26 protein-coding genes and 1 pseudogene are annotated in these 26,366 nt (G+C 70.7%); 15 read left to right on the plus strand and 12 right to left on the minus strand.

The window, feature by feature from the left end; genetic code table 11:
- The first annotated feature begins 72 nt into the window (after positions 1 to 72).
- A complete protein-coding gene (locus Sdagh_RS21095; protein WP_189416927.1) occupies positions 73 to 555 on the plus strand; it encodes an NUDIX domain-containing protein in 483 nt (160 codons plus the stop codon).
- A gap of 15 nt (positions 556 to 570) precedes the next feature.
- Here Sdagh_RS21095 and Sdagh_RS21100 read toward each other — a convergent pair.
- Positions 571 to 1,690, minus strand: a pseudogene (locus Sdagh_RS21100) (globin domain-containing protein).
- A 365-nt stretch (positions 1,691 to 2,055) separates the two neighbouring features.
- Between Sdagh_RS21100 and Sdagh_RS21105 the strand changes: the two are divergent.
- Entirely contained in the window at positions 2,056 to 2,922 is an 867-nt protein-coding gene (locus Sdagh_RS21105; protein ID WP_190076917.1) for a GNAT family N-acetyltransferase, read from the plus strand.
- Between the two features lie 42 nt (positions 2,923 to 2,964).
- Here the strand turns inward: Sdagh_RS21105 and Sdagh_RS21110 are convergent, their stop codons facing one another.
- Complete coding sequence (locus tag Sdagh_RS21110) at positions 2,965 to 3,390, minus strand: GlcG/HbpS family heme-binding protein (protein WP_189416920.1); 426 nt, start codon at positions 3,388 to 3,390, stop codon at positions 2,965 to 2,967.
- A 121-nt stretch (positions 3,391 to 3,511) separates the two neighbouring features.
- Positions 3,512 to 4,729: an MFS transporter gene (locus tag Sdagh_RS21115; RefSeq protein WP_190010080.1), complete on the minus strand. Its 1,218-nt coding sequence runs from the start codon at positions 4,727 to 4,729 to the stop codon at positions 3,512 to 3,514.
- Positions 4,730 to 4,870: 141 nt separating this feature from the next.
- On the opposite strand from Sdagh_RS21115, the gene Sdagh_RS21120 reads away from it, so the two are divergent.
- Both Sdagh_RS21120 and Sdagh_RS21125 read left to right on the plus strand, forming a co-directional pair.
- On the plus strand, positions 4,871 to 5,335 hold the full coding sequence (locus Sdagh_RS21120; protein WP_189416914.1) for a MarR family winged helix-turn-helix transcriptional regulator: 465 nt from the start codon (positions 4,871 to 4,873) through the stop codon (positions 5,333 to 5,335).
- 47 nt (positions 5,336 to 5,382) lie between these two features.
- The gene (locus Sdagh_RS21125) at positions 5,383 to 5,835 is read left to right on the plus strand and encodes a GNAT family N-acetyltransferase (RefSeq protein WP_190076918.1); all 453 of its coding nucleotides are present in this window, start codon (positions 5,383 to 5,385) and stop codon (positions 5,833 to 5,835) included.
- Between the two features lie 61 nt (positions 5,836 to 5,896).
- On the opposite strand, the gene Sdagh_RS21130 is transcribed toward Sdagh_RS21125, so the two are convergent.
- A complete protein-coding gene (locus Sdagh_RS21130) occupies positions 5,897 to 7,282 on the minus strand; it encodes a serine hydrolase domain-containing protein (protein WP_190076919.1) in 1,386 nt (461 codons plus the stop codon).
- 58 nt (positions 7,283 to 7,340) lie between these two features.
- On the minus strand, positions 7,341 to 8,105 hold the full coding sequence (gene arsM / locus Sdagh_RS21135) for an arsenite methyltransferase (protein WP_189416906.1): 765 nt from the start codon (positions 8,103 to 8,105) through the stop codon (positions 7,341 to 7,343).
- A 94-nt stretch (positions 8,106 to 8,199) separates the two neighbouring features.
- Here arsM and Sdagh_RS21140 point away from each other — a divergent pair, with 94 nt between their 5' ends.
- From Sdagh_RS21140 to Sdagh_RS21165, 6 genes are all read left to right on the plus strand, one after another.
- Positions 8,200 to 8,586, plus strand: coding sequence for an ArsR/SmtB family transcription factor (locus Sdagh_RS21140; RefSeq protein ID WP_189416902.1), 387 nt, complete (start codon positions 8,200 to 8,202; stop codon positions 8,584 to 8,586).
- A complete protein-coding gene (arsB, locus tag Sdagh_RS21145; RefSeq protein WP_189416900.1) occupies positions 8,583 to 9,680 on the plus strand; it encodes an ACR3 family arsenite efflux transporter in 1,098 nt (365 codons plus the stop codon). The genes Sdagh_RS21140 and arsB overlap by 4 nt, the downstream gene beginning before the upstream one ends.
- Positions 9,673 to 10,080, plus strand: a complete 408-nt coding sequence (locus Sdagh_RS21150) for an arsenate reductase ArsC (protein WP_189416896.1) — start codon at positions 9,673 to 9,675, stop codon at positions 10,078 to 10,080. The genes arsB and Sdagh_RS21150 overlap by 8 nt, the downstream gene beginning before the upstream one ends.
- A gap of 127 nt (positions 10,081 to 10,207) precedes the next feature.
- A complete protein-coding gene (locus Sdagh_RS21155; protein ID WP_189416893.1) occupies positions 10,208 to 11,011 on the plus strand; it encodes an ABC transporter ATP-binding protein in 804 nt (267 codons plus the stop codon).
- Positions 11,012 to 11,020: 9 nt separating this feature from the next.
- The gene (locus Sdagh_RS21160) at positions 11,021 to 11,782 is read left to right on the plus strand and encodes an ABC transporter permease (protein WP_189416888.1); all 762 of its coding nucleotides are present in this window, start codon (positions 11,021 to 11,023) and stop codon (positions 11,780 to 11,782) included.
- A gap of 15 nt (positions 11,783 to 11,797) precedes the next feature.
- Positions 11,798 to 12,598, plus strand: a complete 801-nt coding sequence (locus tag Sdagh_RS21165) for a MerR family transcriptional regulator (protein WP_189416886.1) — start codon at positions 11,798 to 11,800, stop codon at positions 12,596 to 12,598.
- Between the two features lie 169 nt (positions 12,599 to 12,767).
- On the opposite strand, the gene dnaB is transcribed toward Sdagh_RS21165, so the two are convergent.
- Positions 12,768 to 14,246 (minus strand): replicative DNA helicase, encoded by a 1,479-nt coding sequence (dnaB, locus tag Sdagh_RS21170; protein ID WP_189416882.1) that lies wholly within the window; start codon positions 14,244 to 14,246, stop codon positions 12,768 to 12,770.
- A 459-nt stretch (positions 14,247 to 14,705) separates the two neighbouring features.
- On the opposite strand from dnaB, the gene Sdagh_RS21175 reads away from it, so the two are divergent.
- Positions 14,706 to 16,043, plus strand: coding sequence for an MATE family efflux transporter (locus Sdagh_RS21175; protein WP_189416879.1), 1,338 nt, complete (start codon positions 14,706 to 14,708; stop codon positions 16,041 to 16,043).
- Between the two features lie 136 nt (positions 16,044 to 16,179).
- Here the strand turns inward: Sdagh_RS21175 and rplI are convergent, their stop codons facing one another.
- From rplI to rpsF, 4 genes are all read right to left on the minus strand, one after another.
- Positions 16,180 to 16,626, minus strand: a complete 447-nt coding sequence (gene rplI / locus Sdagh_RS21180) for a 50S ribosomal protein L9 (protein ID WP_189416877.1) — start codon at positions 16,624 to 16,626, stop codon at positions 16,180 to 16,182.
- An 18-nt stretch (positions 16,627 to 16,644) separates the two neighbouring features.
- Positions 16,645 to 16,881: a 30S ribosomal protein S18 gene (rpsR, locus tag Sdagh_RS21185; protein WP_003949403.1), complete on the minus strand. Its 237-nt coding sequence runs from the start codon at positions 16,879 to 16,881 to the stop codon at positions 16,645 to 16,647.
- 71 nt (positions 16,882 to 16,952) lie between these two features.
- Positions 16,953 to 17,549, minus strand: a complete 597-nt coding sequence (locus Sdagh_RS21190) for a single-stranded DNA-binding protein (protein ID WP_189416874.1) — start codon at positions 17,547 to 17,549, stop codon at positions 16,953 to 16,955.
- 74 nt (positions 17,550 to 17,623) lie between these two features.
- Entirely contained in the window at positions 17,624 to 17,914 is a 291-nt protein-coding gene (gene rpsF / locus Sdagh_RS21195) for a 30S ribosomal protein S6 (protein ID WP_003991486.1), read from the minus strand.
- A gap of 276 nt (positions 17,915 to 18,190) precedes the next feature.
- On the opposite strand from rpsF, the gene Sdagh_RS21200 reads away from it, so the two are divergent.
- From Sdagh_RS21200 to Sdagh_RS21210, 3 genes are all read left to right on the plus strand, one after another.
- Positions 18,191 to 18,505, plus strand: coding sequence for a hypothetical protein (locus Sdagh_RS21200; protein WP_189416871.1), 315 nt, complete (start codon positions 18,191 to 18,193; stop codon positions 18,503 to 18,505).
- Positions 18,506 to 18,682: 177 nt separating this feature from the next.
- Positions 18,683 to 19,804, plus strand: a complete 1,122-nt coding sequence (gene femX, locus Sdagh_RS21205; protein WP_189416868.1) for a peptidoglycan bridge formation glycyltransferase FemX — start codon at positions 18,683 to 18,685, stop codon at positions 19,802 to 19,804.
- 49 nt (positions 19,805 to 19,853) lie between these two features.
- Positions 19,854 to 20,885 (plus strand): alanine racemase, encoded by a 1,032-nt coding sequence (locus Sdagh_RS21210; protein WP_190010064.1) that lies wholly within the window; start codon positions 19,854 to 19,856, stop codon positions 20,883 to 20,885.
- 94 nt (positions 20,886 to 20,979) lie between these two features.
- Here the strand turns inward: Sdagh_RS21210 and Sdagh_RS21215 are convergent, their stop codons facing one another.
- On the minus strand, positions 20,980 to 22,509 hold the full coding sequence (locus Sdagh_RS21215) for a glycosyltransferase family 87 protein (RefSeq protein ID WP_226535493.1): 1,530 nt from the start codon (positions 22,507 to 22,509) through the stop codon (positions 20,980 to 20,982).
- Between the two features lie 131 nt (positions 22,510 to 22,640).
- Complete coding sequence (locus Sdagh_RS21220) at positions 22,641 to 25,313, minus strand: transglycosylase domain-containing protein (protein ID WP_189416858.1); 2,673 nt, start codon at positions 25,311 to 25,313, stop codon at positions 22,641 to 22,643.
- A 361-nt stretch (positions 25,314 to 25,674) separates the two neighbouring features.
- Between Sdagh_RS21220 and Sdagh_RS21225 the strand changes: the two genes are divergently transcribed.
- A complete protein-coding gene (locus Sdagh_RS21225; RefSeq protein WP_189416855.1) occupies positions 25,675 to 26,352 on the plus strand; it encodes a PadR family transcriptional regulator in 678 nt (225 codons plus the stop codon).
- Positions 26,353 to 26,366: the final 14 nt, after the last annotated feature.

Below are 26,366 nucleotides of genomic sequence, written 5' to 3' on the forward strand. Positions count from 1 at the left end.
GCACCGGAAGCATCCGGGCTCCGCGTCGTGCCGCGATGTTTCACGTGGAACCAGCCGGGCCACATTTCCCCCATGACCGACCGACCCGTGGTCAAGCGCACCGCCCGTGCCGTGCTCCTGGACGGCGACGACCTGATCCTGATCAAGCGCACCAAGCCCGGTGTGGACCCCTACTGGGTCACCCCCGGCGGCGGGGTCGAGCCGGGGGACGCGACCGTCGTCGACGCCCTGCACCGCGAGGTGCACGAGGAGCTCGGCGCGAAGATCACCGACGTGGTGCCGTGCTTCGTGGACACGGTGGAGCACATCGGTGCCGACGAGGGCTCCACGGGCGTGAAGGTGCAGCACTTCTTCGTCTGCCACCTGGAGTCCATGGACCCGTCCCAGCGCCATGGCCCCGAGATCGAGGAACCGGCCGGGGAGTACGAGATCGTCCGGGTGCCGTTCACCCGGGTCGGCATCGCCACCGTCCACCTCGTCCCGCTGTCGCTGCGGCACTATCTGGACGGCAACATCGAGGGAGTGCGGGCCCTTCAGGCCCATGACCTGGGCTGAGGACGGCGCGTCCGGTCACTTTCGCACGTCCGGCTCGTCCACCGCGTCATGGCGGATCCGTTCCCGCGGAAGGCCACCGGCGCGCAGCGTGGCCAGACCCCTGCGGATCATCCCGGGCGGACCCCGCAGACAGGCGTCGTACTCGGTCCAGGACCCGTAGGCGTGCACCGCGTCGGGGAGCTGGAGGCGGGCCCGCTCGTCGGTGACCGCCCGGACCGAGAGCCACGGATGGGTCTGCTGCAGCCGGAGCATGGTGTCGGTGTCGTACAGCTCCCGTTCGGTGCGGGCGCCGCGGAAGACCTCGACCGGTCGCCGGTCCCCGTGTTCCGCGACGTCCTCGACCAGTGCCTTGATCGGCGCGATGCCGGCTCCGCCGCCGAGACAGAGCAGCCCGGTGTCGGTGGTGTGGTCGACGGTCATCGAGCCGGCCGGCGGACCGAGGCGGATGATGTCGCCGGACCGGGCGCGGTGTACCAGGGCGCTGGAGACCCAGCCCGCCGGGACGGCCTTCACCTGGGGCGTCAGCAACCCGTCGGAGCGGGGCGCCGACGCGAAGGAGTAGTTCCGCCACACCCGGGGCCACTACGGCGTCTCCAGGCTCGTGTACTGCCCGGCAAGGAAGGGGCAGGACTGGTCGGGCGGAGCGTGAGGACCGCGACGTCGGGGGTTCTGCGGTCATGGGCGACGATCGCGGCGTACCACCAGGCAGGGGCGCGTGGTTCGTCCTCCGCCGCCGCGTCGATCATCATCTGCGAGACGGTGGTACAGGCCCGTATCCAGGCGGCCTGCTCGGTCTCCGCGTCCCAGGTGTCGGTGGCGTGGGCGCCGAGCGCCCCGAGGAGGCACTCGCCGACCGCCGGACAGCGCTCGGGGCGGGTGCCGTCCTTGCGGTGCCCCCGGCCGAGGTCCGCCAGAAAGGCGGCGGGGGCAGGCGGGGCGTCGATGTGCTCGGTGGCCGTGAGCAGCGCCTCGCCAGCCGGTCGCGCTGGACGTCCATCGCGGGCGGGAACAGCGCGCGCAGCTCGGGACGGCGGACGAACAGCGGGGCGTAGAAGTACGAGGTGACCTTTCCGGACACGGGCGCGATCTCCGCCAGGGTGCGCCGGATGAGGAGGGCGTCCGGGGACGCGTCCATGGGTGCCTCGCCAGAACAGCTCGCGGTCGGTCTGCGTCCTTCGCCGGGACACGCGTCGCGGCGTTCCGCCCGAGCATCCCACCGTACGGAGGGGCCCCGGCCGCTTAACACGGTGAAGGAACCCGGCTGCACGACCCCGGGATCGGAAACACCGGAATTCGACCGGAGCAGCACGTTACGCTGCCCGCCTGTCCCCGGACTGTCGTCCTTCCGCGCCGCCACCACGCGTTCAGCGATGTTTCACGTGAAACGCCGAGCGCGAGCGGGCCATGAGGGCCGTCGGCCCCTTCCGGCATGGCCGAAGCTCGTCCGTCCCGGTGTTAACAGGTGGACGGCACGGCCCGCCGTCCGACAGCCTGACCCGCGTGCCGACTCCTTCCCTCGCCGCGCTGCCGGTCCGACGCCTGACCCTCCGCGACCTCCGCGCCTGCGCCGATCTGTCCGAGGACCGCGGCTGGTCCCGCGAAGAACACAAGTGGGGCCTGCTCCTGACGGCCGGACGGGGGTACGGCATCGACGACCCCGAGGGGGGACTCGTCAGCGCGTGCACCGTCACCGAGTACGGACCGCCCGAGCGCCCGGCGCTCGCGGCCGTCGGCATGGTGCTGGTCGCCGCGCGGCACGCCCGCCGAGGAGTCGGCCGCCGGCTGATGCGCCATGTCATCTCGGCGCTGGGCCCCACGCCCCTGACCCTGCACGCGACGCCGAACGGCCGGCCGCTCTACGAGGAGCTGGGCTTCAAGGTCGTCGGGCGCGCGGAGATGGTCCGCGGGCGCTTCTCGCCCGGCGGTCCCGTGCCCCGGACCGCCACCCGCGCGGCCACCGCCGAGGACCTCGCCGCGGTCCTGCGGCTGGACGCGGAGGTCTTCGGGACGGACCGTACGCACATCATCGCGCGGCTGCCCGCCTTCGCCGACCGGTTCCACGTCGCGGAGGAGGAGGGCCGGCTCATCGGCTATGCCGCGTCCTGGCCCCATACGCACGACGACGTCGTGGGCCCACTCGTCGCCCGCGACACGGAGACGGCCAAGGCCCTGGTCTCCTCCCTCGCGGCGCACACCCGACGCCCGCTGCGGACGGACATCGACGTACGGCACGAGGAGCTGCTTGCCTGGGTGACGGCCCGCGGTCTGGAGCGTGTCGCCGACAACGCGGTCATGACGTGCGGCGCCGCCGAGCTGCCGGGGGACTGGACCCGCCGGTTCGCTCCGCTGACGGTGGCGGCCGGCTGACTCCGTCCGGCACGCTCGGCGGCGGACGCGGACCCCGGTCCGTCAGGCCAGGGCCGTCACGGCGGCCGTGGCGAGGGAGTGGTCCTGCTCGGGGGTTCCGCCGCCCACCCCGACCGCGCCGATCAGCCGGCCGTCGCGGTGCACGGGCACGCCGCCCGCGATGAACAGCAGCGGCCGGTCGAGCGCGGTGGGCAGCGTGTGGAAGAGGCCGCCGGGCCGGACCGCCTCGACGAGGTCGGCGGTGGGCGCGTCCAGCTGGAGTGCCGTGTACGCCTTGCGGGTGCTGGTCTCCCCGGAGATCAGCACGGCCCGGTCGTCCCGCCGGAAGGCGAGCTGGTGGCCGCCGGCGTCGAGGACGGTGACGCTGACCGCCACTCCGGCGGCCTCGGCGGCCCGCCGCGCCGCGGTGACCAGGGCGTCGGCGTCCTGGGTGGTCAGCGGGGCGACGGCCGCGGTGGTGGTGCTCATGGGTGGTTCTCCTTGCTGGGGTGAGGGGTGGAGCCGACCGGCCCCGGGAGCTGGATGAGGAGTGGGGCCGGCCGGCCCCGGTGACCGGTCGGCCGCACCGGAGGGAGGCCGGTCGGACGGCTCAGTGGGCGGCGGTGTGCCGCCGGTCCGCGGGCAGGGAGGCCGAGCCCGTGACGACGGTGCCGGCGTCACCGACCCGCCGCCGTTCGAGGGCGGCCGAGAGGACGGCGAGGACCAGGGCGGCGGCGGCCAGGACGGCGCCCACCCAGTTCGGGGCGGTGTAGCCGAAGCCGGCGGCGATGACCAGGCCGCCGAGCCAGGCGGACAGCGCGTTGCCCAGGTTGAAGGCGCCGATGTTGACGGCCGAGGCCAGGGTCGGGGCGCCGTGGGCCTGGTCGAGGACGCGCTTCTGCAGGGGCGGCACGGTCGCGAAGCCGAGGGCGCCGATCAGCACGATGGTCACGGCCGCCGCGACCTCGTTGTGCGCGGTGAGCGTGAACAGCGCCAGCACGACGGCCAGGGCGCTCAGGGAGACGTACAGCAGGGGCATGGTGGCCCGGTCGGCGAGCCGGCCGCCGACGAGGTTGCCGCCGACCATGCCGAGGCCGAAGAGGACCAGCAGCCAGGTGACCGAGGAGTCCGCGAAGCCCGCCACATGGGTCATCATCGGCGCGATGTAGGTGATGGCCGCGAAGACCCCGCCGAAGCCGAGCACGGTCATCGCCATCGCGAGCAGGACCTGGACGTTGCGGAAGGCGGCCAGTTCGTGCCGGAGCCGTACCCCCTCGGGCTTCGGCAGGTCGGGGACCAGCCTGGCGACACCGGCCAGTCCGATGACGCCGAGGCCGGCGACGAGGGCGAAGGTGACGCGCCAGCCGGCGGACTGGCCGACGAAGGTGCCCAGCGGGACGCCGACCACGTTGGCGACGGTCAGCCCGGTGAACATCATGGCGATGGCGCCGGCCTTCTTGTCCGGGGCGACCAGGTCGGCGGCGACGACCGACCCGATGCCGAAGAAGGCGCCGTGGGCGAGGGAGGCCACCACCCGGCCGGTCACCATGACGGAGAAGACGGGGGCGACGGCGGAGAGCAGGTTGCCGACGACGAACAGTCCCATCAGCAGCATCAGCATCCGCTTGCGGGAGAACCGGGTGCCGAGGACGGTCATCACCGGCGCGCCGAGCACGACGCCGAGGGCGTAGCCGGTCACCAGGAACCCGGCGGTGGGGATGGAGACCCCGAAGTCACTCGCGACCTCGGGAAGCAACCCCATGATCACGAACTCGGTCGTCCCGATCCCGAAGGCCCCGATGGCCAGGGCCAGCAGCGCGAGAGGCATGAAGGGGTACACCTTCCAAGAGATTGCGGAAGAAGATTGAACGCGTCCACAATAGTTGCACACGCGGGCTAATGGCAAAGGCTGGCAATTGCGGATCTGGTCTACCCTGGTGTGAGCCGCTCCGGACGGAGGAGAACCGCCATGACAGCGACGGACCCCGCGCTCACCGCCCTCGCCCAGGGCTGGTGCGCCCTCTCCCTGCTGCACGGGAGGATCGAGGCCCACATCGAGCGCGCCCTGCAGGCCGGCCATGGCCTCAGCGTGCGCGAGTACTCCCTGCTCGACGTGCTCAGCCGGCAGCACGACGGCGACGGGGGGCATCTGCAGATGAAGCAGGTCGCCGACGCGGTGGTGCTCAGCCAGAGCGCGACCACCCGGCTGGTGACCCGGCTGGAGGACCGTGGCCTGCTGGAGCGCTATCTCTGCCCCACCGACCGCCGGGGTATCTACACCAACGTCACCGAGGCCGGCCTGAAGCTGCTGGAGGAGGCCCGGCCCACCAACGACGCCGCACTGCGCGAGGCTCTGGACGAAGCCGCCCGGAACCCCGACCTGGCGCCGCTGGTCCGGGTCATCGAGACGCTGAAGGCACCGGTTCCCGCCTGACCCGCTCGCCCTCCCGGCACGGGACGCCCCTGCGTAGGGTGCGGGGCATGGGAGATCTTGAGATGAGGCCCGCCGTCGCGGACGACATACCGGCGATCGTGGCGATGCTCGCCGACGACCCGCTGGGCGCCCAGCGTGAGTCACCTGACGACCCGGGCCCCTACCTGGCCGCTTTCGAGCGGATCGCCGCCGACCCCAACCAGCGGCTGACCGTCGCCGTCCGCAGGGGCCGGGTCATCGGCACACTTCAGCTGACCGTCGTCCCCGGGCTGTCCCGGCGCGGCGCGACCCGGTCGGTCATCGAGGCCGTCCGTATCCACGCCGACGAGCGCGGCAGCGGCCTGGGCACACAGCTCATCGCGTGGGCGATCGAGGAGTCTCGGCGCCTCGGATGCGCCCTCGTCCAGCTGACCTCCGACGCCAGCCGCACCGACGCGCACCGCTTCTACGAGCGGCTCGGCTTCTCGGCCTCGCACGTCGGTTTCAAGATGCAGCTCTGACGGAGCGCCGCCCGGGGCCGTGTTCCACGTGAAACACGGCCCCGCCGCACACCGCCCCGGTTCAGCCGATCCCCCGCCAGCCCTCCGGGTCCACTCCCCCCGGCACAGGGGCGTCCGCCTCGTAGGGCTGCCGGGTGAAGACGAATGACCCGAGGTCCAGGTGGCTCACCGTCCCGTCCCCGCGCCGTACGGCCCGCAGCAGCTCACCGGCGTAGTAGCCCTCCAGTCCGCGCCAGGTGCCGTCGCCGTTGGGCCGGAACCGCGACCGCCGGCCGCCGCCCGTCAGCGGCTCCAGGGAAACGCCTCCCCCGGCGGTGAGCCGCAGGGCGAAGGAGTTCGTCCCCCAGTACCACGGTCCGGCCAGCTCCAGGACGGACGGGTCGACGTCCGGCAGCGGCCGCCAGGGCTCGGGAATCCTGGGTTCGGCCTCCGCGACGATGCGCACCAGATCGGCGCCCACGGCGGACAGCGGCGGGCCGGAGGTGCAGTTGGCCAGGACCACCGCCGCCACATCGTCCTCGACCGCGATGGTGAGGCCGGCCAGGAACCCCGGCAGCGAACCGGAGTGACCCACCAGCACCCTCCCGTCCCGGTGCTGGATCTGGAGCCCGAGCCCGTACGTCACCCCGTCGGCCACGTCCGTCAGTTCGGCGGGGGCCGCGGGCGCCCGCATCTCCCGTACGCTCTCCGCGCTCAGCACCGTGTCGTCCCCGTGCGTCAGGAACGCGGCGAACCGCGCCAGGTCCCCGGTCGTGGACCAGAGCTGGCCTGCCGGGGCCATCCGGCCGAGGTCCACGGCGGGCTCGGGCAGCATCACGTCCGCCCACGGGTGCACCGCCCAGCCCCCCGCGTGCGGCGGCTCGGGACTCGGGCTCGTCCGGCGCAACCCGAGCGGTACGAGCACCTCGCGCCGCAGCACCTCCGCCCAGGGCGCCCCGCGCACCTCCTCGACCAGCGCGCCGAGCAGGGTGTACCCCGGGTTGGAGTAGTGGTGGCGGCGGCCCGCCGGGTGCAGCCGGGGCCGTTCGCCCAGCACATCGGCGAGTTCCGGGCGGAGTGAGCCGGGTGTCCGCTCCCACCACGGTGCCGGGGACTCGGCCGCGAGGCCCCCGGTGTGCGCGAGCAGTTCGGCGATGGTGACCTCGCCCACGCCGGTGCCCGGGAGGTGTTTCTCCAGCGCGTCCCCCAGGTCGAGCAGCCCCTGGTCGCGCAGGCGCAGGACGAGGACAGCGGTGAAGGTCTTGGTGATCGAGCCGATCCGGTACTGCGTCTCCTCGTCCGGGACCTGGCCGTCCGCCGACGTCCGCGCACCGTGCCAGACGGTCCTCCCCCCGCGGACCACCGCCGCGGTCAGGGACGGTGCGCGGCCTTCGGCCTGGGCGACGGCGATCCGGTGCAGCAGCGCGCGGCGGGTGCCGGGGAGCAGGTGTTCATCAGATGACGTCATGCCCCCAGTCCATCCGTGCCGGCGCCGCGCGTCGAGCCGATTTCCCCGGGACGGGTGGCTACCCGCGGGAACCGGCGGCGGGCTTGACCGCGCGTACGATCGCCGCGTGCATGCCGTCGGCCACCGCGTGCGTGGGCGTCAGTTCGATGCCGGTGAAGCCCGCTGCCGCCAGCCCCGCGCGGTACTCGGCGAAGGAGAGGGCACCCGCGACGCACCCCGCGTAGTCGCCGCGCTCCGCGCGCTGCGCGGGAGTGAGGCCGTCGTCGGCGACCACGTCGGAGACGCCGATCCGGCCGCCCGGCACGAGGACGCGGAACATCTCGGCGAACACCGCGCTCTTGTCGACGGACAGGTTGATCACACAGTTGGAGATGACGACGTCGACGGTGTTCGCGGGCAGTGGGACGGCCTCGACGGTCCCCTTGAGGAACTCGGCGTTGGTGGCCCCGGCCCGGTCCCGGTTGGCCAGGGCGAGGGCGAGCATCTCCTCGGTCATGTCCAGGCCGTACACCGTGCCGGTGGGGCCGACACGCCGGGCGGAGAGCAGGACGTCGATGCCACCGCCGGAACCGAGGTCGAGCACGCGCTCGCCCTCGCGGAGGTCGGCGACGGCGGTCGGGTTGCCGCAGCCGAGGGAGGCGGCGACGGCCTCGGCGGGCAGGGTGTCGCGCTCGTCGGCCCCGTACAGCGCGGCACCGAAGGTGTCGCCGGCCTCGATGGCCTGCGAACCGCAGCAGCCGGTGCCACCCTCGGTGGCCTGGACGGCGGCGGACGCGTAGCGGGCCCGTACGGTCTCGCGCAGCGCGTCGGACGTGGCGCTCATGGTGTGCCTCCTGGAGGACGACGGGATCGAGAGCTGTATCGATATCCCTCGATGCCAGCTTGCGTCCTGTATCGAAGTTCGTCAACATAGAGGAATGTCGAAACAAGAGGTCGGGCCACTCGGTCACGTGGCCGTCGACGACTGCTGTCCGGGGCTGCTGGCCGCGCCGCTGGGTGAGGAACAGGCCGTCGAGCTGGCCAGGGTGTTCAAGGCCCTCGGTGATCCGGTCCGACTGCGGCTGCTGTCGATGATCGCCTCGCGCGAGGGCGGCGAGATCTGCGTCTGCGATCTGACCCCGGCCTTCGACCTCTCGCAGCCGACGATCTCGCACCACCTGAAGCAGCTGCGGCAGGCCGGCCTGATCGACTGCGAGCGGCGCGGCACCTGGGTGTACTACTGGCTGCTGCCGGAGGCGACCGACCGGCTCGCCGGGCTTCTCACCCGGCCCGGACGGCCCCTCCCGGCGGAGACCTCCGCGTGAGCCCCGGTCCGGCGGCAGGTGCGGCGGGGCGGCTCTCCTTCACGGACCGCTTCCTGGCCGTGTGGATCCTCGTCGCGATGGCCGCCGGCCTGGGCCTGGGCCGGCTCGTCCCCGGTCTCGGCGACGCGCTGGCCGAGGTCACCGTCACCGGGGTCTCCCTGCCGATCGCGCTCGGGCTGCTGGTGATGATGTACCCGGTCCTGGCCAAGGTCCGCTACGACCGCCTCGGCACCGTCACCCGCGACCGCCGCCTGCTCCTCCCGTCCCTGCTCCTGAACTGGGTGCTCGGCCCGGCGCTGATGTTCGCGCTGGCCTGGGTCTTCCTGCCGGACCTGCCCGAGTACCGCACCGGCCTGATCATCGTGGGCCTGGCCCGCTGCATCGCCATGGTCATCATCTGGAACGACCTGGCCCGCGGCGACCGCGAGGCCGCCGCCGTGCTGGTCGCCCTCAACTCCGTCTTCCAGGTGCTCGCGTTCAGCCTCCTCGGCTGGTTCTACCTGTCCGTGCTGCCCGGCTGGCTGGGCCTGGGGCGGACCACGCTCGACGTATCGGTCTGGGAGATCACCCGCAGCGTCCTGATCTTCCTCGGCATCCCGCTGGCCGCGGGCTTCCTGACCCGCCGGCTCGGGGAGAAGGCCAAGGGCCGCGCCTGGTACGAGCGGGAACTGGTCCCGCGGATCGGCCCGTTCGCCCTGTACGGGCTGCTCTTCACCATCGTCGTGCTGTTCGCGCTGCAAGGCGACGCCATCACCGCGCGGCCCCTGGACGTCGCCCGGATCGCCCTGCCGCTGCTGGTGTACTTCGCCCTCATGTGGACCGGGTCCATGGCCCTGGGCAGGGCGGTCGGCCTCACCCGTCCGAAGGCGACGACCCTCGCGTTCACCGCCGCGGGCAACAACTTCGAGCTGGCCATCGCGGTCGCCGTCGCCACCTTCGGCGCCACCTCGGGCCAGGCGCTGGCCGGGGTCGTCGGCCCCCTCATCGAGGTCCCCGTCCTCATCGGGCTCGTCCACGTCGCGCTCGCCGCCCGCCGCTGGTTCCCCGCCCCGGCCGACGCCACCACCGCTCCCGAAGGGGCCACCCGTGCCTGACACCGACAAGCCCTCGGTCCTGTTCGTCTGCGTCCACAACGCCGGACGCTCGCAGATGGCCGCGGGATTCCTCACCCGTCTCGCGGCCGGCCGGGTCGAGGTCCGCTCCGCCGGCTCCCTGCCCGCCGACCGGGTCAACCCGGCCGCGGTCGAGGCCATGCGGGAGGTCGGCATCGACCTCACCACCGCCACGCCCCGGGTCCTCACGCCCGAGGCCGTCCAGGCGTCCGACTACGTGGTCACCATGGGGTGCGGCGACGCCTGCCCGGTCTTCCCCGGCAGGACGTACCTCGACTGGCGGCTCGACGATCCCGCCGGGCAGGACCTCGCCGCCGTACGCCGCATCCGGGACGAGATCAGGGCCAGGGTGGAGGCGCTGCTCGCCGAGCTGCTGCCCTGAGCCGCCCGGTCCGCCCGGTCCGGAACCCGTGGTCAGGGGCGGCTTGACCCTGACGCCGGGTCAACCCTCCATCCTTCCGGCAGGAGCTGCCCGGCAGTCGGCCGGCGCGGCTCCGCGAAGGAGGCGGATGACCGTGGTGACCCCATCGAGTGCCGGTCCGGCGATGCGTGTACGGGGGCTGGAGAAGTCGTACGGAAAGCTCGACGTGCTGCGCGGGGTGGACTTCGACGTGGCGCGGGGCAGCATCTTCGCCCTGCTCGGCTCCAACGGGGCCGGCAAGACCACGACCGTCCGGATCCTCGCCACGCTCCTGAAGGCCGACGCGGGGACGGCCGTCGTCCACGGCTTCGACGTCGCCACGCAGGCGGCGAAGGTACGGGAGTCCATCAGCCTCACCGGGCAGTTCGCCGCCGTCGACGAGGTCCTCAGCGGCCGGGAGAACCTCGTGCTCGTCGCCAGGCTGCGCCACCTCGACGACCCGGGCGCGATCGCGGACGGCCTGCTGAGGCGTTTCTCGCTGACCGAGGCGGGCGCCCGCAGGGTGTCGGCGTACTCGGGCGGGATGCGCCGCCGGCTGGACATCGCGATGAGTCTCATCGGGAACCCGCCGGTGATCTTCCTGGACGAGCCGACGGCCGGCCTCGACCCCGAGGCGCGCATCGAGGTGTGGCAGGCCGTCGAGGAGCTGGCCGGGCACGGGACGACGGTGCTGCTCACCACGCAGTACCTGGAGGAGGCCGAACAGATGGCCGACCGGATCGCGATCCTGCACCAGGGCCGGATCATCGTGGACGGCACCCTCGCCGAGCTGAAGCGGCTCTTCCCGCCCGCCACGGTCGAGTACGTCGAGAAGCAGCCGAGCCTGGAGGAGATCTTCCTCGCGATCACCGGCGGCTCCGACAAGCGCGACACCACCGGCACGAAGAGCTAGGAGACGGACATGACCGCCTACTTCCTCCGCGACACCGCCGTTCTCACGGGGCGGACCCTGCGCCATGTCACCCGCAGCGTCGACACCGTCATCACGACCGTCATCACACCGGTCGCCATGATGCTGATGTTCGTCTACGTGTTCGGCGGCGCGATCGACACCGGGTCGGTCGCCTACGTGACCTACATGCTGCCCGGCATCCTGCTCATCACCATCGCGTCCGGCGTCTCCTACACCGCCTACCGGCTGTACACCGACATGAAGAGCGGCCTCTTCGAACGCTTCCAGTCCATGCCGATCGCCCGGTCGGGCGTGCTGTGGGCGCACGTGGTCACCTCGCTGGTCGCCAACGTGCTCTCGCTCGTGATCGTCGTCGGCATCGCGCTGCTCATGGGCTTCCGCACGGGGGCGGGTCTGCCGGCCTGGCTCGCGGTCGCCGGCATCCTGCTGCTGTTCACCCTGGCCCTGACCTGGATCGCCGTGATCCCCGGGCTGTCGGCGGGCTCGGTCGAGGGCGCGGGCGCCTTCGCCTACCCGCTCATCTTCCTGCCGTTCGTCAGCTCGGCGTTCGTCCCCACCGAGACCATGCCCGGTCCGGTGCGCTGGTTCGCCGAGCACCAGCCGGTGACGTCCATCGTCGACACGGTCCGCGACCTCTTCGCCCAGCGGCCGGTCGGTGACGACATCTGGACCGCCCTCCTGTGGTGCGCCGGCATCCTCGTCGTGGCGTACGCCTTCGCGATGGCCGCCTATCGCCGGAAGATCGCCTGAGGCACCCTGAGATCCATGCTCACCATCAGCCGGCTCGCCGCGTACGCCGGGGTCACGGTGCGGGCGGTACGCCACTACCACAAGATCGGCCTGCTGCCGGAGCCCGAACGCGACCGCTCCGGGTACCGCGTCTACGACGCCACCGCGGTCGTACGGCTGATCCGCATCCGCACCCTGGCGGACGCCGGCGTTCCGCTGTCCCGCGTCCAGGAACTCCTCGACGCCCGCCCGGAGGAGTTCGCCGACGGCGTCCGGGAGATCGACAAGGAGCTGCGCGCCGAGATCCGACGGCTCCAGGGCACCCGCGACCGGCTCGCCCGGCTCGCCGCCGGAGAACACCTGGCGCTCCCCCAGAGCGTCGTCGACTACCTCGACCGGCTGCGGGGCCTCGGCGTGGGGGAACGGTACATCGAGTTGGAGCGGGACGCCTGGATCCTGGTCGCCGCCCAGGTGCCACACCTGATCGACTCCGTGATCGCCGAGAAGCACCGGCAGCTGGACGACCCCGACATGGTGAAGCTCTACGGCTTTTTCAGAGAGGCCCTGGACTGGACGGCCGACGACCCGCGGTTCGTCGAGATCGCCGATCTCGTGGAGCGCGTGATGATCCGCGCCGTGCAGGCCGGCGAGGTGGGTGCCGAGGGCTTCGACGACCAGTTCGTCGACCTGCTGGACTCCACCATGGTCGACTCCTCGCCGGGCGCCGAGCGGGTGCTGGCGATCCTGGAGGAGCGGGGCTGGAAGGGCTGGACCCGCATCGAACGGGTGCCGGCCGACCGGCTCGACACGGACCACACGCCGCCCACGGACGGGTAGGTTCCCGCGACCCGTGTCATCTGCCGGATCCCCGGTGCCGCGCCGTCTGTCTGGCTCGTCTGTCTGGCTCGCCCAGCCGAAACGGCACTCCCTTCGGGACCACCGGCCCCGCGCTTTTGGAGGCGGCCCCGCCGGCCGGGGAATCCGGGATTCCGCCCGGGAGTGACGGTCAGGTCTGCGCCATGTCCACGAATCGCGAGTAGTGCCCCTGGAACGCCACGGTGATCGTCGCCGTGGGGCCGTTTCGGTGCTTGGCCACGATCAGGTCGGCCTCGCCCGCGCGCGGCGACTCCTTCTCGTAGGCGTCCTCGCGGTGCAGCAGGATGACCATGTCCGCGTCCTGCTCGATGGAGCCGGACTCACGCAGGTCGGAGACCATCGGCTTCTTGTCGGTGCGCTGCTCGGGGCCGCGGTTGAGCTGGGAGAGCGCGATGACGGGGATCTCCAGCTCCTTGGCCAGCAGCTTGAGGTTACGGGACATGTCCGACACCTCCTGCTGCCGGCTCTCGGCCCGCTTGGACCCGCCGGACTGCATGAGCTGGAGGTAGTCGATGACGACCAGCTTCAGGTCGTTGCGCTGCTTCAGACGGCGGCACTTGGCGCGGATCTCCATCATCGACAGGTTCGGGGAGTCGTCGATGTAGAGCGGCGCGGCCGAGACGTCCGGCATCCGGCGGGCCAGCCGCGTCCAGTCGTCGTCGGTCATGGTGCCCGAGCGCATGTGGTGCAGGGCGACCCGCGCCTCGGCGGACAGCAGGCGCATCGCGATCTCGTTGCGCCCCATCTCCAGGGAGAAGACGACGCTGGGCAGGTTGTGCTTGATCGACGCCGCCCGCGCGAAGTCCAGCGCGAGCGTCGACTTGCCCATGGCGGGACGCGCCGCGATGACGATCATCTGACCGGGGTGCAGCCCGTTGGTCAGCGAGTCGAAGTCCGTGAAGCCGGTCGGCACCCCGGTCATCTCGCCGCTGCGCGAACCGATCGCCTCGATCTCGTCGAGCGCGCCCTCCATGATGTCGCCGAGCGGCAGGTAGTCCTCACTGGTCCGCTGCTCGGTGACGGCGTAGATCTCGGCCTGTGCCCGGTTGACGATCTCGTCGACGTCGTCGTCGGCCGCGTATCCCATCTGCGTGATCCGCGTGCCCGCCTCGACCAGCCGCCGCAGGACCGCGCGTTCGTGGACGATCTCCGCGTAGTGCGGGGCGTTCGCCGCCGTGGGCACGGTCTGGACGAGGGTGTGCAGATACGACGCCCCGCCGACCTTGTTGATCTCGCCGCGCTTGGTCAGCTCGGCGGAGATCGTGATGGGGTCGGCCGGCTCGCCCTTGGCGTAGACGTCGAGGATCGCCTGGTAGATCGTCTCGTGGGCCGGCTTGTAGAAGTCGTGGCCCTTGAGGATCTCCACGACGTCGGCGATGGCGTCCTTGGACAGCAGCATGCCGCCGAGCACCGACTGCTCGGCATCCAGGTCCTGCGGCGGCACCCGCTCGAACGCCGGGCCCGCGCCGTCCCAGACCCCGCTGTCCCGGCCCCGTTCGTGCTGCTCGTCGCGGCCTCGCGGGCCGTCCCCGCGGCGGCGGGAAGCGGGCAGACGATCGCTTGGACCACTGTCGGCCCACGGCTCGTCCAAGGGCTCGGAAATACTCACCGAGCCACCTCCTCCCGTCCGCCGCGCGGACCTCGCCGTGCCCCTCATTTCTACGGCACGGCACTGACAAATCAGAGGCCCAACTCCACATGCGGCGCGATGGATTCATCCCGTTTCGCGAACCGGTGGACGGAGCGGGCGCCGGACCACCGTAGGCCCGTCGGCACCGTCAGCCAATCTGGTTATCCACAGGCCATGTGGACGAGCGGCCAGATGTTGTGGAGAACTTCCCGAAACCTGTGCACGACCCGGTGGACAGCCCTGTGAACAAGCCCTCGCCCCTTCCCACCGCACCCCGCTGACCTGCGCCTTCACCGTCCACCGGCTGTGCAGAAGAAAAACTTTCCCCGCCAGGTCGAGATCGTTACGGGACACGCCCGGATATCTGCGCCACCGGACAAAAGGTAAGGGTTGAAAGCGCTTTGCATCTCTTACCTGTGGAAGTTTAGATTGGTACCCATGACACAGGCCCCCGCGCGCTCCCGGTCCCCCCGCGGCCGGCACGACCGAGAGATCATCGCCTTGGCCGTCCCGGCCTTCGGCGCGCTCGTCGCCGAGCCCCTCTTCGTCATGGCCGACAGCGCGATCGTCGGCCACCTCGGCACCGCGCAACTCGCCGGCCTCGGCGTCGCCTCGGCCCTGCTGACCACCGCCGTCAGCGTCTTCGTCTTCCTCGCCTACGCCACCACCGCCGCCGTCTCCCGGCGCGTCGGCGCGGACGACCTCCAGTCCGCCATCCGCCAGGGCATGGACGGCATCTGGCTGGCCCTGCTGCTCGGCGCCGCGGTCATCGCCGTCGTCCTGCCCACCGCGCCGTTCCTCGTGGACCTCTTCGGCGCCTCCGACACCGCGGCCCCCTATGCCATCACCTATCTGCGCATCTCCTCGCTCGGCATCCCCGCCATGCTCGTCGTCCTGGCGGCGACCGGCGTCCTGCGGGGCCTCCAGGACACCAGGACACCGCTGTACGTAGCCGTCGCGGGCTTCGTCGCGAACGCCGCCCTCAACGCCGGGCTGGTCTACGGCGCCGGCCTCGGCATCGCCGGCTCGGCCTGGGGCACGGTCATCGCCCAGTGCGGCATGGCCGCCGTCTACCTCGTGGTCGTCGTCCGCGGCGCCCGCCGGCACGGCGCCTCGCTGCGCCCGGACCTCGCCGGCATCAGGGCCTCCGCCCAGGCCGGCGTACCACTGCTGGTCCGCACCCTCTCCCTGCGGGCGATCCTCATGATCACCACGGCGGTCGCGGCCCGGCTCGGGGACGCCGACATCGCGGCCCACCAGATCGTCCTGTCCCTGTGGAGCCTGCTCGCCTTCGCCCTCGACGCCATCGCCATCGCCGGGCAGGCCATCATCGGCCGGTATCTGGGAGCCGGCGACGACCGGGGCGCCCGGGACGTCTGCCGACGCATGGTGGGGTGGGGCATCGCCGTCGGGGTGGTGCTCGGTGTGCTGGTCGTGATCACCCGCCCGGCCTTCCTGCCCCTGTTCACCGGCGACGCCACGGTCAAGGACTCGGCCCTGCCCGCCCTGGTGGTCGTGGCGCTGTCGCAACCGGTCTGCGGCGTGGTCTACGTCCTGGACGGGGTGCTGATGGGCGCGGGCGACGGCCCCTATCTGGCTCGGGCGATGCTGCTCACCCTGGCGGTCTTCACCCCGGTGGCCCTGCTCGTGCCCGCCCTGGGCGGCGGACTCACCGCCCTCTGGGCGGCCATGGCACTGATGATGACCGTCCGCCTGGTGACGCTGTGGGTACGGACCCGTTCCGGCCGCTGGGTCGTGACGGGTGCGACGCGCTGACGCGTTTCACGTGAAACATCCGCCTACGCCCTTCTCGTGCGAAACGCCCTGACGGAAAGGTCACCGGTGCATGAGAAAGGGGCCGCGTTTCGGAGGACACGGCCCCTTCACTCACCGCTCAGCGGCAGTACGGCACTCAGGCCGCGACGACCTCGAGGTTGACCTTGGCGTCGACCTCGGGGTGCAGACGCACGGACGTCTCGTGGGCGCCCAGCGTCTTGATCGGCGAGCCGACCTCGATGCGGCGCTTGTCGACCTCGGGGCCACCGGCAGCCTTGATCGCCGAGGCGATGTCGGCCTGCGTGACGGAACCGAAGAGCCGGCCCGCGTCGCCGGCGCGGACGGCCAGGCGGACCTTGACGCCCTCGAGCTGGGCCTTCACCTGGTTGGCCTGCTCGATGGTCTGGATCTCGTGGATCTTGCGAGCACGACGGATCTGCTCGACGTCCTTCTCGCCGCCCTTGGTCCAGCGGATAGCGAACTTCCGCGGGATCAGGTAGTTGCGAGCGTAACCGTCCTTGACGTCGACGACGTCGCCCGCGGCACCGAGGCCGGAGACCTCGTGGGTGAGGATGATCTTCATGTTTCGGTCACCCTTCCCTTATCGCGCGGTGGAGGTGTAGGGCAGCAGCGCCATCTCACGGCTGTTCTTCACGGCCGTGGCGACGTCACGCTGGTGCTGCGTGCAGTTGCCGGTCACGCGGCGGGCACGGATCTTGCCGCGGTCGGAAATGAACTTCCGCAGCATGTTCGTGTCCTTGTAGTCCACGTACGTGACCTTGTCCTTGCAGAAAGCGCAGACCTTCTTCTTCGGCTTGCGCACAGGCGGCTTCGCCATGGTGATTCTCCTGTGTGATCAAGAAGTGTGGGTACGAACCCGACCCCGGAGGGCGTCCCTGAAGGGGCGCCCTAGAAGGGGGGCTCGTCCGAGTAGCCGCCGCCACCGCCGCCGCCGGAGTTTCCACCCCAGCCGCCACCGCCGCCGCCCTGCTGGCCACCGGCGGGAGCGCCGGTCGCCCACGGGTCGTCGGCCGGAGCGCCGCCGCCCTGCTGGCCACCGCCGGGGCCGCCGCCCCAGCCGCCGCCACCCTGGGCGCCGCCGCCACCGCCGCCGTAGCCGCCCTGGCCTCCGCGGCCCTGGCCCGAGGTCTTGGTGACCTTGGCCGTGGCGTTGCGCAGGCTGGCGCCGACCTCGTCGACGTCCAGCTCGTAGACCGTGCGCTTGACGCCCTCACGGTCCTCGTAGGACCGCTGCTTCAGCCGGCCCTGCACGATGACGCGCATGCCTCGCTGGAGCGACTCGGCAACGTTCTCCGCCGCCTGGCGCCAGACCGAGCAGGTCAGGAACAGGCTCTCGCCGTCCTTCCACTCGTTGGTCTGACGGTCGAAGGTGCGGGGAGTGGACGCGACACGGAACTTCGCGACGGCCGCACCGGAGGGGGTGAAGCGCAGCTCGGGGTCGTCGACAAGATTGCCGACGACCGTGATGACGGTCTCGCCTGCCATGGGGGAACCTCTCGGCGGGTTTGCTGCTGGCTGCTTGTGCTGCTACTCGAATCCCGGACCGGCTGAGCGGGAGCTCAGTGGGTCTCGGGACGGAGGACCTTGGTCCGGAGGACCGACTCGTTCAGGTTCATCTGGCGGTCGAGCTCCTTGACGACCGCAGGCTCGGCCTGCAGGTCGATGACCGAGTAGATGCCCTCGGGCTTCTTCTTGATCTCGTACGCGAGACGACGACGGCCCCAGGTGTCGACCTTCTCGACCTTTCCGCCACCGTCACGGACGACGGACAGGAAGTTCTCGATCAGCGGAGAGACAGCGCGCTCCTCGACATCGGGGTCGAGGATGACCATCACCTCGTAGTGACGCATGTGGAACCCACCTCCTTTGGACTCAGCGGCCACGGTCGTTCCGTGGCAGGAGGGTTGTGATGCGTTCGCCTCGGTACCTGTCAGTAGAACAGCGGCCACTGACAATCGGGGTCGACCGTCAGGGCTCACAGGGCTGTCACTGGGCAGACACCGGTGCAGACGGTACACACTACCCGCACCCCCGCTTCCGGTTGAAATCCGGCCGCAGAGGCAGACAATCTGTACACAACGGGTGCGTCAGGCGCTACGATGCGCCGCTTCTCGCAGGAGGTGCCCATGGCACAGGCAATGCGGACCGACACCGCCGGCGGCCTCTTCGCCACGGACGGCAAGCCCCACCCGCTCCAGGACGCCCTGATGGCCGTGACCCTGGTGCTGGGCGTCCTGGCCTTCATCACCGGCTTCTTCCACCATCTGCACCTGCTCAGCTCCTGGGCCGGCCTGCTCGGCCTCCTCGCCGGCGCCTACGGCCAGTGGGTCTCGGTGACCACCCGGGAACGCTTCGGCCTGATCGTGGGCATGGGAGCGGCGGGCGTCGGCCTCCTCCTGGGTATGGCGCACGGCGGTCTCTTCGGCGGGGTCATCGACTGACGCCGGGGGCACCCCGTCCGAACGGCGGGTGACGCTCCGGCCGCGGCCGGGCCCGGGGTCCGGCCGCGGCGAACGTGCCGTGCGCCCAGTCGGGGCGTCCCGCGGGCGCAGTAGGCTTCGCGCGAGAGCCGGAGCCCCTGTACCCATGGGGACGAACCAGCCCGAGGAGCGCCCCTAATGAGCCTGACCCTGAGGACCATCAGTCGCGAGCAGCATCTGGCGTACATCCAGAGCCTGCCGTCGGCGAGTCACATGCAGGTCCCGGCGTGGGCTGACGTCAAGGCGGAGTGGCGTTCGGAGAACCTCGGCTGGTTCGACGACCGGACCGGTGAGCTGGTCGGCGCGGGCCTGGTCCTGTACCGGCAGCTGCCCAAGATCAAGCGCTACCTCGCCTACCTTCCCGAAGGCCCGGTCATCAACTGGTTCGCGCCGAACCTCCAGGAGTGGCTGGAGCCGATGCTGGCGCACCTCAAGCGCCAGGGTGCCTTTTCGGTCAAGATGGGCCCGCCGGTGATCATCCGGCGCTGGGACGCGACCTCCATCAAGAAGGGCATCCAGGACCCCGACGTCAAGCGTCTGCGCGACATCGAGGCCGACTTCATCGAGCCGCGCGCCTTCGAGGTGGCCGACAAGCTGCGCAAGATGGGCTGGCAGCAGGGCGAGGACGGCGGCGCCGGCTTCGGCGACGTACAGCCCCGTTACGTCTTCCAGGTGCCGCTGGCCAACCGCTCCCTGGAAGAGGTCCACAAGAACTTCAACCAGCTGTGGCGCCGCAACATCAAGAAGGCCGAGAAGGCCGGTGTCGAGGTCGTCCAGGGCGGCTACCACGATCTGGAGGAGTGGCAGCGGCTGTACGAGATCACCGCCGTGCGCGACCACTTCCGGCCGCGCCCGCTCTCCTACTTCCAGCGCATGTGGTCGGCCCTCAACACCGAGGACCCCAACCGCATGCGGCTGTACTTCGCCCGGCACAACGGCGTGAACCTGTCCGCGGCGACCATGCTGATCGTCGGCGGGCACGTCTGGTACTCCTACGGCGCCTCCGACAACATCGGCCGTGAGTTCCGGCCGTCGAACGCGATGCAGTGGACGATGCTGCGCGACGCCTACGCGCTCGGTGCCACCGTCTACGACCTGCGGGGCATCTCCGACTCCCTGGACGAGACCGACCATCTCTTCGGCCTGATCCAGTTCAAGGTCGGCACGGGCGGCCAGGCGGCCGAGTACCTCGGCGAGTGGGACTTCCCGCTGAACAAGCTGCTCCACAAGGCTCTCGACCTCTACATGTCGCGTCGCTGACACCCCACCCCCTACACACGCAGCCACGAGAAAGGTTCCAGGTCCGGCCATGGCGCTCACGCTCTACGTCGACACCGCGCGCTGGCGGGCGCACCACAAGCACGTGCAGGAGCAGTTCCCCGGACTGGTCCCGGTCTGCAAGGGCAACGGCTACGGCTTCGGGCACGAGCGGCTCGCGGAGGAGGCGACCCGGCTGGGCTCCGACGTGCTGGCCGTCGGCACGACGTACGAGGCCGCCCGGATCAAGGACTTCTTCGGTGGTGACCTGCTGGTCCTCACGCCGTACCGGCGCGGCGAGGAGCCCGTGCCGCTGCCCGACCGGGTGATCCGCTCGGTGTCGTCCATCGACGGCGTCTACGGGCTGGTCGGCGCGCGGGTGGTCATCGAGGTGATGTCCTCGATGAAGCGGCACGGCATCTCCGAGCAGGACCTGCCCCAGCTGCACGCCGCCATAGAGAACGTCCGCCTGGAGGGCTTCGCCATCCACCTGCCGCTGGACCGCACCGACGGCTCGGACGCCGTCGAGGAGGTCATCGGCTGGATGGACCGGCTGCGCGCGGCCCGGCTGCCGCTGCACACCATGTTCGTCAGTCACCTCAAGGCCGATGAACTCGCCCGTCTCCAGCAGCAGTTCCCGCAGACCCGGTTCCGGGCCCGGATCGGCACCCGGCTGTGGCTGGGGGACCACGAGGCGACCGAGTACCGCGGAGCGGTGCTGGACGTCACCCGGGTCGCCAAGGGGGAGCGATTCGGTTACCGGCAGCAGAAGGCGGCCTCCGACGGCTTCCTGGTGGTCGTGGCCGGCGGCACCTCGCACGGTGTGGGTCTGGAGGCGCCGAAGGCGCTGCACGGCGTGATGCCGCGCGCCAAGGGCGTCGCCCGGGCCGGCCTGGCCACGGTGAACCGGAACCTGTCGCCGTTCGTCTGGGGCGGCAAGCAGCGCTGGTTCGCCGAGCCGCCGCACATGCAGGTCTCCATCCTGTTCGTGCCCTCGGACGCCCCGGAGCCGCAGGTGGGTGACGAGCTGGTGGCCCACCTGCGCCACACCACCACGCAGTTCGACCGCATCCTCGACCGCTGAGGGCAGCTCCGGCGGGACACGCGGAAGGCCGTACACGATCACCGTGTACGGCCTTCCGCGTGTCCGGAACGGGACGCTGTGCCGGGGCGTTCGCTCAGAGCGGATCCGCGCTGTCGTCCTGGCGCCCGGCGCCCCACTTCACCTGGGGCCCGTCGTGGTCCTCGGCGGGCCACGACGGGCGCGCGCCGCGGCCGAGGGCGAAGACGTCCTCCGCGCCGTCGAGCACGCCGCCGGAGGGGTCGTCCTCCCCGGACCGGCGGTCCTCCCCGGACCGGCGCACCGGGTCCCGGTCGGGCAGGAGGACGTCGCGGACGACCATGACGCAGAGGTAGAGCGTGCCCAGCAGATGCGCCCCGATCGCCCAGTGGTAGCCGTCGGTGGGCAGCCCCTTGTGGGCGTCCCCGCTGGTCGTGTACGCGAGGTACATCCAGATGCCGAGGAAGTAGGCCACCTCACACGCCTGCCAGATCAGGAAGTCCCGCCACTTCGGCCGGGCCAGTACGGCCAGCGGCACCAGCCACAGCACGTACTGCGGTGAGTAGACCTTGTTGGTGAGGATGAACGCCGCGATGATCAGGAAGGCGAGCTGGGCGAGGCGCGGCCGGCGGGGTGCGGTCAGCGCGAGGGCCGCGATGGCGGCGCAGCACAGCAGCATCAGCACCATGGCGAGGGTGTTGACCGTCTCGGTGCCGAGCGGGTCGTCCGAGTTCTGGGCCAGTACCAGCCAGAAGGACCCGAAGTCGACGCCCCGCTCCTGGCTGAACGTGTAGAACTTCGACCACCCGTCGAAGGCGAAGAGCATCACCGGCAGGTTCACCACGAGCCAGGCCACCGCGGCACCGGCGAGGGCGGTGCCGTACTCCCGCCACTTGCCCGCCCGCCAGCACAGGACGAGCAGCGGACCGAGGATCAGGAACGGGTAGAGCTTGGCGGCCGTGGCGAGGCCCAGGAGGACGCCGAAGGCGAGCGAGCGGCCCCGGGACCACATCAGCATCGCCGCGGCCGTCAGGGCGACGGCCAGGAGGTCCCAGTTGATGGTGGCGGTGAGGGCGAAGGCGGGCGCGAGAGCGACCAGCAGGCCGTCCCACGGGCGCCGGGCGTGGGTGCGGGTCACGCAGACCGCGATGACCGCCGCGCAGATCATCAGCATGCCCGCGTTGGCCACCCAGTACCACTGCTGCTGGTCCTGGACGCTGCCGCCGCCCGGCGTGAGCCAGGAGGCGACCTCCATGAACACGCCGGTCAGTACCGGGTATTCGAGGTACTGCATGTCACCGGGGAGCTTGTCGAAGTACGGGACGAGCCCGTCCGCGAACCCGCGGCCGGTGAAGAGGTGCGGGATGTCCGAGTAGCAGGCGTGCGTGTACTGCGAACCGGCACCGAAGAACCAGCCGCCGTTGTAGCAGGGCGCCTTCTGGACCAGGCCGAGGGCGAACATGCCGATCGCCACGAGCGCGATCACCCGGACCGGGGTCCACCAGGAGGTGCCGAGCAGGGCGCGTCGGCCGAGGGGTCCGCCGATCAGCTCACTGCCGGCCGCCGCGACCTGATCCTCGTGGGTCGGCGCCACCGGCGCCGGCTGGGCGCTCGCTTGCGTGGATTCTGCACTGGGCATGGGGCACATCCTGCCGTACGTACCTCGGAAAACACCGAGGGCCGCCGCACCAGGTCGGTGCGACGGCCCTGTTTCACGTGGAACATAGGGGTGTTTCACGTGAAACACCCATGCGGGGTGATACGGCGGCTATCTGCCGGTCATCCGAAGATGCCGCCGTTCTGATTGCCTCGTGTGTTCCCGGTCTCTTCCGATTCCGAGGGGGATGACGAGGGCGACTCGCTCGCGTCGCCGTCCCCTTCGTCGCCCGTCTCGGTGCCGCCGTCCGACCCCTCCTCGCAGCCCCAGTCCCAGGGACCGCAGGTCTCACTGGTCGTGGGCGTCGGTGACGTCTCTTCCTCGCTCTCCGACTCCGTGGGGGTCGGAGAGGGGCTCGCCGACTCCGTCTCCTCGGTCTCCGTGGGCGTGGGGGTCACCGACGGCGTGGGCTCCTCGTTGACGACCTCACCGATGGGCTCCGGCTTGGGGAACTTCACCGCCGGCTCACCCTTGAGCGCGTCCTCCATGTAGTCCTTGAAGATCTCGGACGGGAACGAGGCGCCGTGGATCTCCTTCTCGCCGCCCGTCCCGTACATCTCCAGGAACTGCCGGTTCTTGGCGTTCTCGTCGTCCGGGTAGCGGAACATGCTGATCGCGGTGGAGAGCTGCGGGGTGTAGCCGACGAACCAGGCCGACTTGTTGCCGTCGGTCGTACCGGTCTTGCCGGCCACCTCGCGGCCCGTGAGCTGGGCGTTGGTGCCCGTGCCCTTCTCGACCACGGTCTTCAGGACGTCGGTGACGTTGTCGGCGACCTTGGAGGTCCACGCCTGCTTGGTGTCGACCTCGTGCGTGTAGATGGTGCCGTCCTTGTCCGTCACCTTCGTCACGGAGAAGGGGTCACGCTGCTTGCCGCTGGCCGCGAAGGTGGCGTAGGAGCCGGCCATCCGGATCGCGCTCGGGTCGGAGATGCCGATGGAGAACGAGGGGAAGGTGGTGCCCGCCAGGCTGTCCTCCAGCAGGCCCGAGTCGGTCGCGGCCTGCTTCACCTTGTCCAGGCCGACGTCCATGCCGAGCTGGACGAAGGCGGAGTTGATCGACTCCCGCATCGCCTCGCGGAGGTCGATCATGTAGTCCGGGGCCTTGCCGGCGGAGGCGTTGGCGTTGCCGTCATTGGTCTGCAGCCACTCCTCGCCCTTCTCGTTCTGCCAGACGCTCCCGTCGTAGGTCTTGACCTTCCACTTGTTCTTGCCGGTGTACAGGCTCTTGGGCGACACCACGGTGCGCTGGTCCTCGCCCTGCACCTCGGGGCCGTCCGGGTCGCGCACGCCCCACTTCATCGCGGCCGCCAGCACGAACGGCTTGAACGTCGAACCGACCTGCGCACCGGTCACATCGGCGTTGTTGGTGAAGTGCTCGGTCGCGTCCTCGCCGCCGTAGATGGCCTCGATGGCACCCGTCTCCGGGTTCACGGAGGCACCGCCGAACTGGACGTCCGTGTCCGTGTCCGGGCGCTTCTTCGGGTCGATGTTCTCCTTGTAGACCTTGGTGACGGCCTTCTCGAGCTCCTCGATCTTCTTCTTGTCGAAGGTCGTGTAGATCGAGTACCCGCCCTGCTCCAGTTGGTTGGAGGTGACCACGTCGTTCTTGATCAGGGACGACTTGGCCAGGTCGACCAGATAGCCGATCTGCCCGCTGAGCTGGGTGTTCGAGCGCGGGTTCTGCCACTTGGGCAGCTTCGTGTACTTCGCGCGCTCGGCCGCGTCGAGGTGGCCGTACTCGACCATCTTGTCGAGGGTGTCCTGCATCTGCAGGAGGGCCCGCTTCGCGTTGGCTTCCGGCGTGGCCGCCGAGTCGATGGACGTCGCCCCGGCCGGGTCGTAGTAGGTCGCGCCCTTCAGCATCGCCGCGAGGAAGGCGCACTCGCCGGGGTTCAGGTCCTCGGAGTCCTTGTCGAAGTACGCCCGCGACGCCGCCTGGATGCCCCAGGCACCGCGGCCGTAGTACGCCGAGTTGAGGTAGCCGGCGAGGATGTCCTTCTTGTCCTTGTTGGCGCCGACCTTGATCGAAACGAAGATCTCCTTGACCTTGCGGGAGATCGTCTGCGACTGGTCGTCCAGCATCGCGTTCTTGACGTACTGCTGGGTGATGGTCGAGCCGCCCTGGGTGTCGCCGCCCCTGGCCATGTTGAACACGGCGCGCGCGATGCCCTTGGGGTCGATGCCGCTGTCGTCGTAGAAGGTCTTGTTCTCCTGGGAGATGACGGCGTTCTGCATCTCCTTGGGGATGCGGGAGAGGTCGACGATCTGCCGGTTGCGCTCGCCGCCGGTGGAGACCATCTGGGTGCCGTCGGCCCAGTAGTAGACGTTGTTCTGCGCCGTCGCGGTCTTGGCCAGGTCAGGGACGCCCACCATGGCGTAGGCGATGCCCGCCGCGGCGACCATCACGCCGAAGAAGCCGACGCACAGACCGGAGACGAGCTTCCAGGACGGCACCCAGCGGCGCCAGCCGTACCGGTCGAAGCGCGGATAGTCGACGAGCCGCTTCTTGCCGGGGCCCGGTGCCCGGCCGCGCCCGGCCGGTGTCGCGCGCCTGCCGGGGCGTCCCGGTTCGGCCGCTCGGCGCCGGCCACCACCGCTGCGCTGGGCCGCACGCCGGGCTTCCGCCCGGCCGCCGTACGGGCGGTCCTCACCTCCCCCCGCGTGCGAGCCGGACGGAGACTCTGTGGCGCCCCGCGGTGCCGCGCGGCGGCCGGAGGACGAGCCGGACTGGCCGCGTCGGGCCGCGGCACGTCCGCCTTCCTGCGGCTGCGGCGGTTTGCGACGGTGCTCGCTCATCGAACGACTACTCCTCGGGCAGGCGCACCCTGGCGCGCCTGGCAACGGCGGCTGGTTTCCGGTCCCCCCGAAGTACGGATGCGGCCGCTGCCGTATTCACCCGTACCGCACCGGGGACAGGGACGCCCCCGTGCATCACTCGGTTCCCGGTGGTCTGCATGGCGCACAGACTACGCACCGGCAAAACCCCCGAGCTCCGAAGTTCACCTCAAATCAGGCAACTTGCTTCCCATGAATCAGTGATGTGATCCCGTTCACGAATTTCCCCCTTGTCGCGCCCGGGCAGCCGTTCTATCGTCTGGATGTATCGAGTCGATACATCAGCTCGGCATAAAGACCAGACGGCACAGAGGAGGCGACGATGAGCCGGCGTTCCGGCATCCTTGAGTTCGCCGTCCTCGGCCTGCTCCGCGAGTCCCCGATGCACGGCTATGAGCTGCGTAAACGGCTCAACACGTCCCTGGGCGTGTTCCGGGCGTTCAGCTACGGGACGCTGTACCCCTGCCTCAAGACGCTGGTCGCCAACGGCTGGTTGATCGAGGAGACGGGCAGCGCGGCCGAGGCCACCGCCGCACTGGCGGGACGCCGAGCCAAGATCGTCTACCGGCTGACGGCGGAAGGTAAGGAGCACTTCGAGCAGCTCCTCTCCCAGACGGGTCCCGACGCGTACGAGGACGAGACCTTCGCCGCCCGCTTCGCCTTCTTCGGACAGACGTCGCGCGACGTGCGCATGCGCGTGCTGGAGGGCCGCCGCAGCCGGCTGGAGGAGCGCCTGGAGAAGATGCGCGCTTCGCTGGCGCGCACCCGGGAGCGCCTGGACGACTACACGCTCGAACTCCAGCGTCACGGCATGGAGTCCGTGGAACGCGAAGTGCGCTGGCTGAACGAGCTCATCGAGAGCGAGCGAGCGGGACGGGACCTGCGCGGTTCCGATTCCGAGCGGTCCGCTCGACAGGACACCACACATGGAACGCCGGGCGGCCTGCCCCGGAGCGGGGACCACCCCGGACCGGATACGCCCGACGACACCGCCACGTGAGCGCCCGGTCAGGG

The organism is Streptomyces daghestanicus (assembly GCF_020521275.1).
Taxonomy (GTDB): Bacteria; Actinomycetota; Actinomycetes; order Streptomycetales; family Streptomycetaceae; genus Streptomyces; species Streptomyces griseoviridis.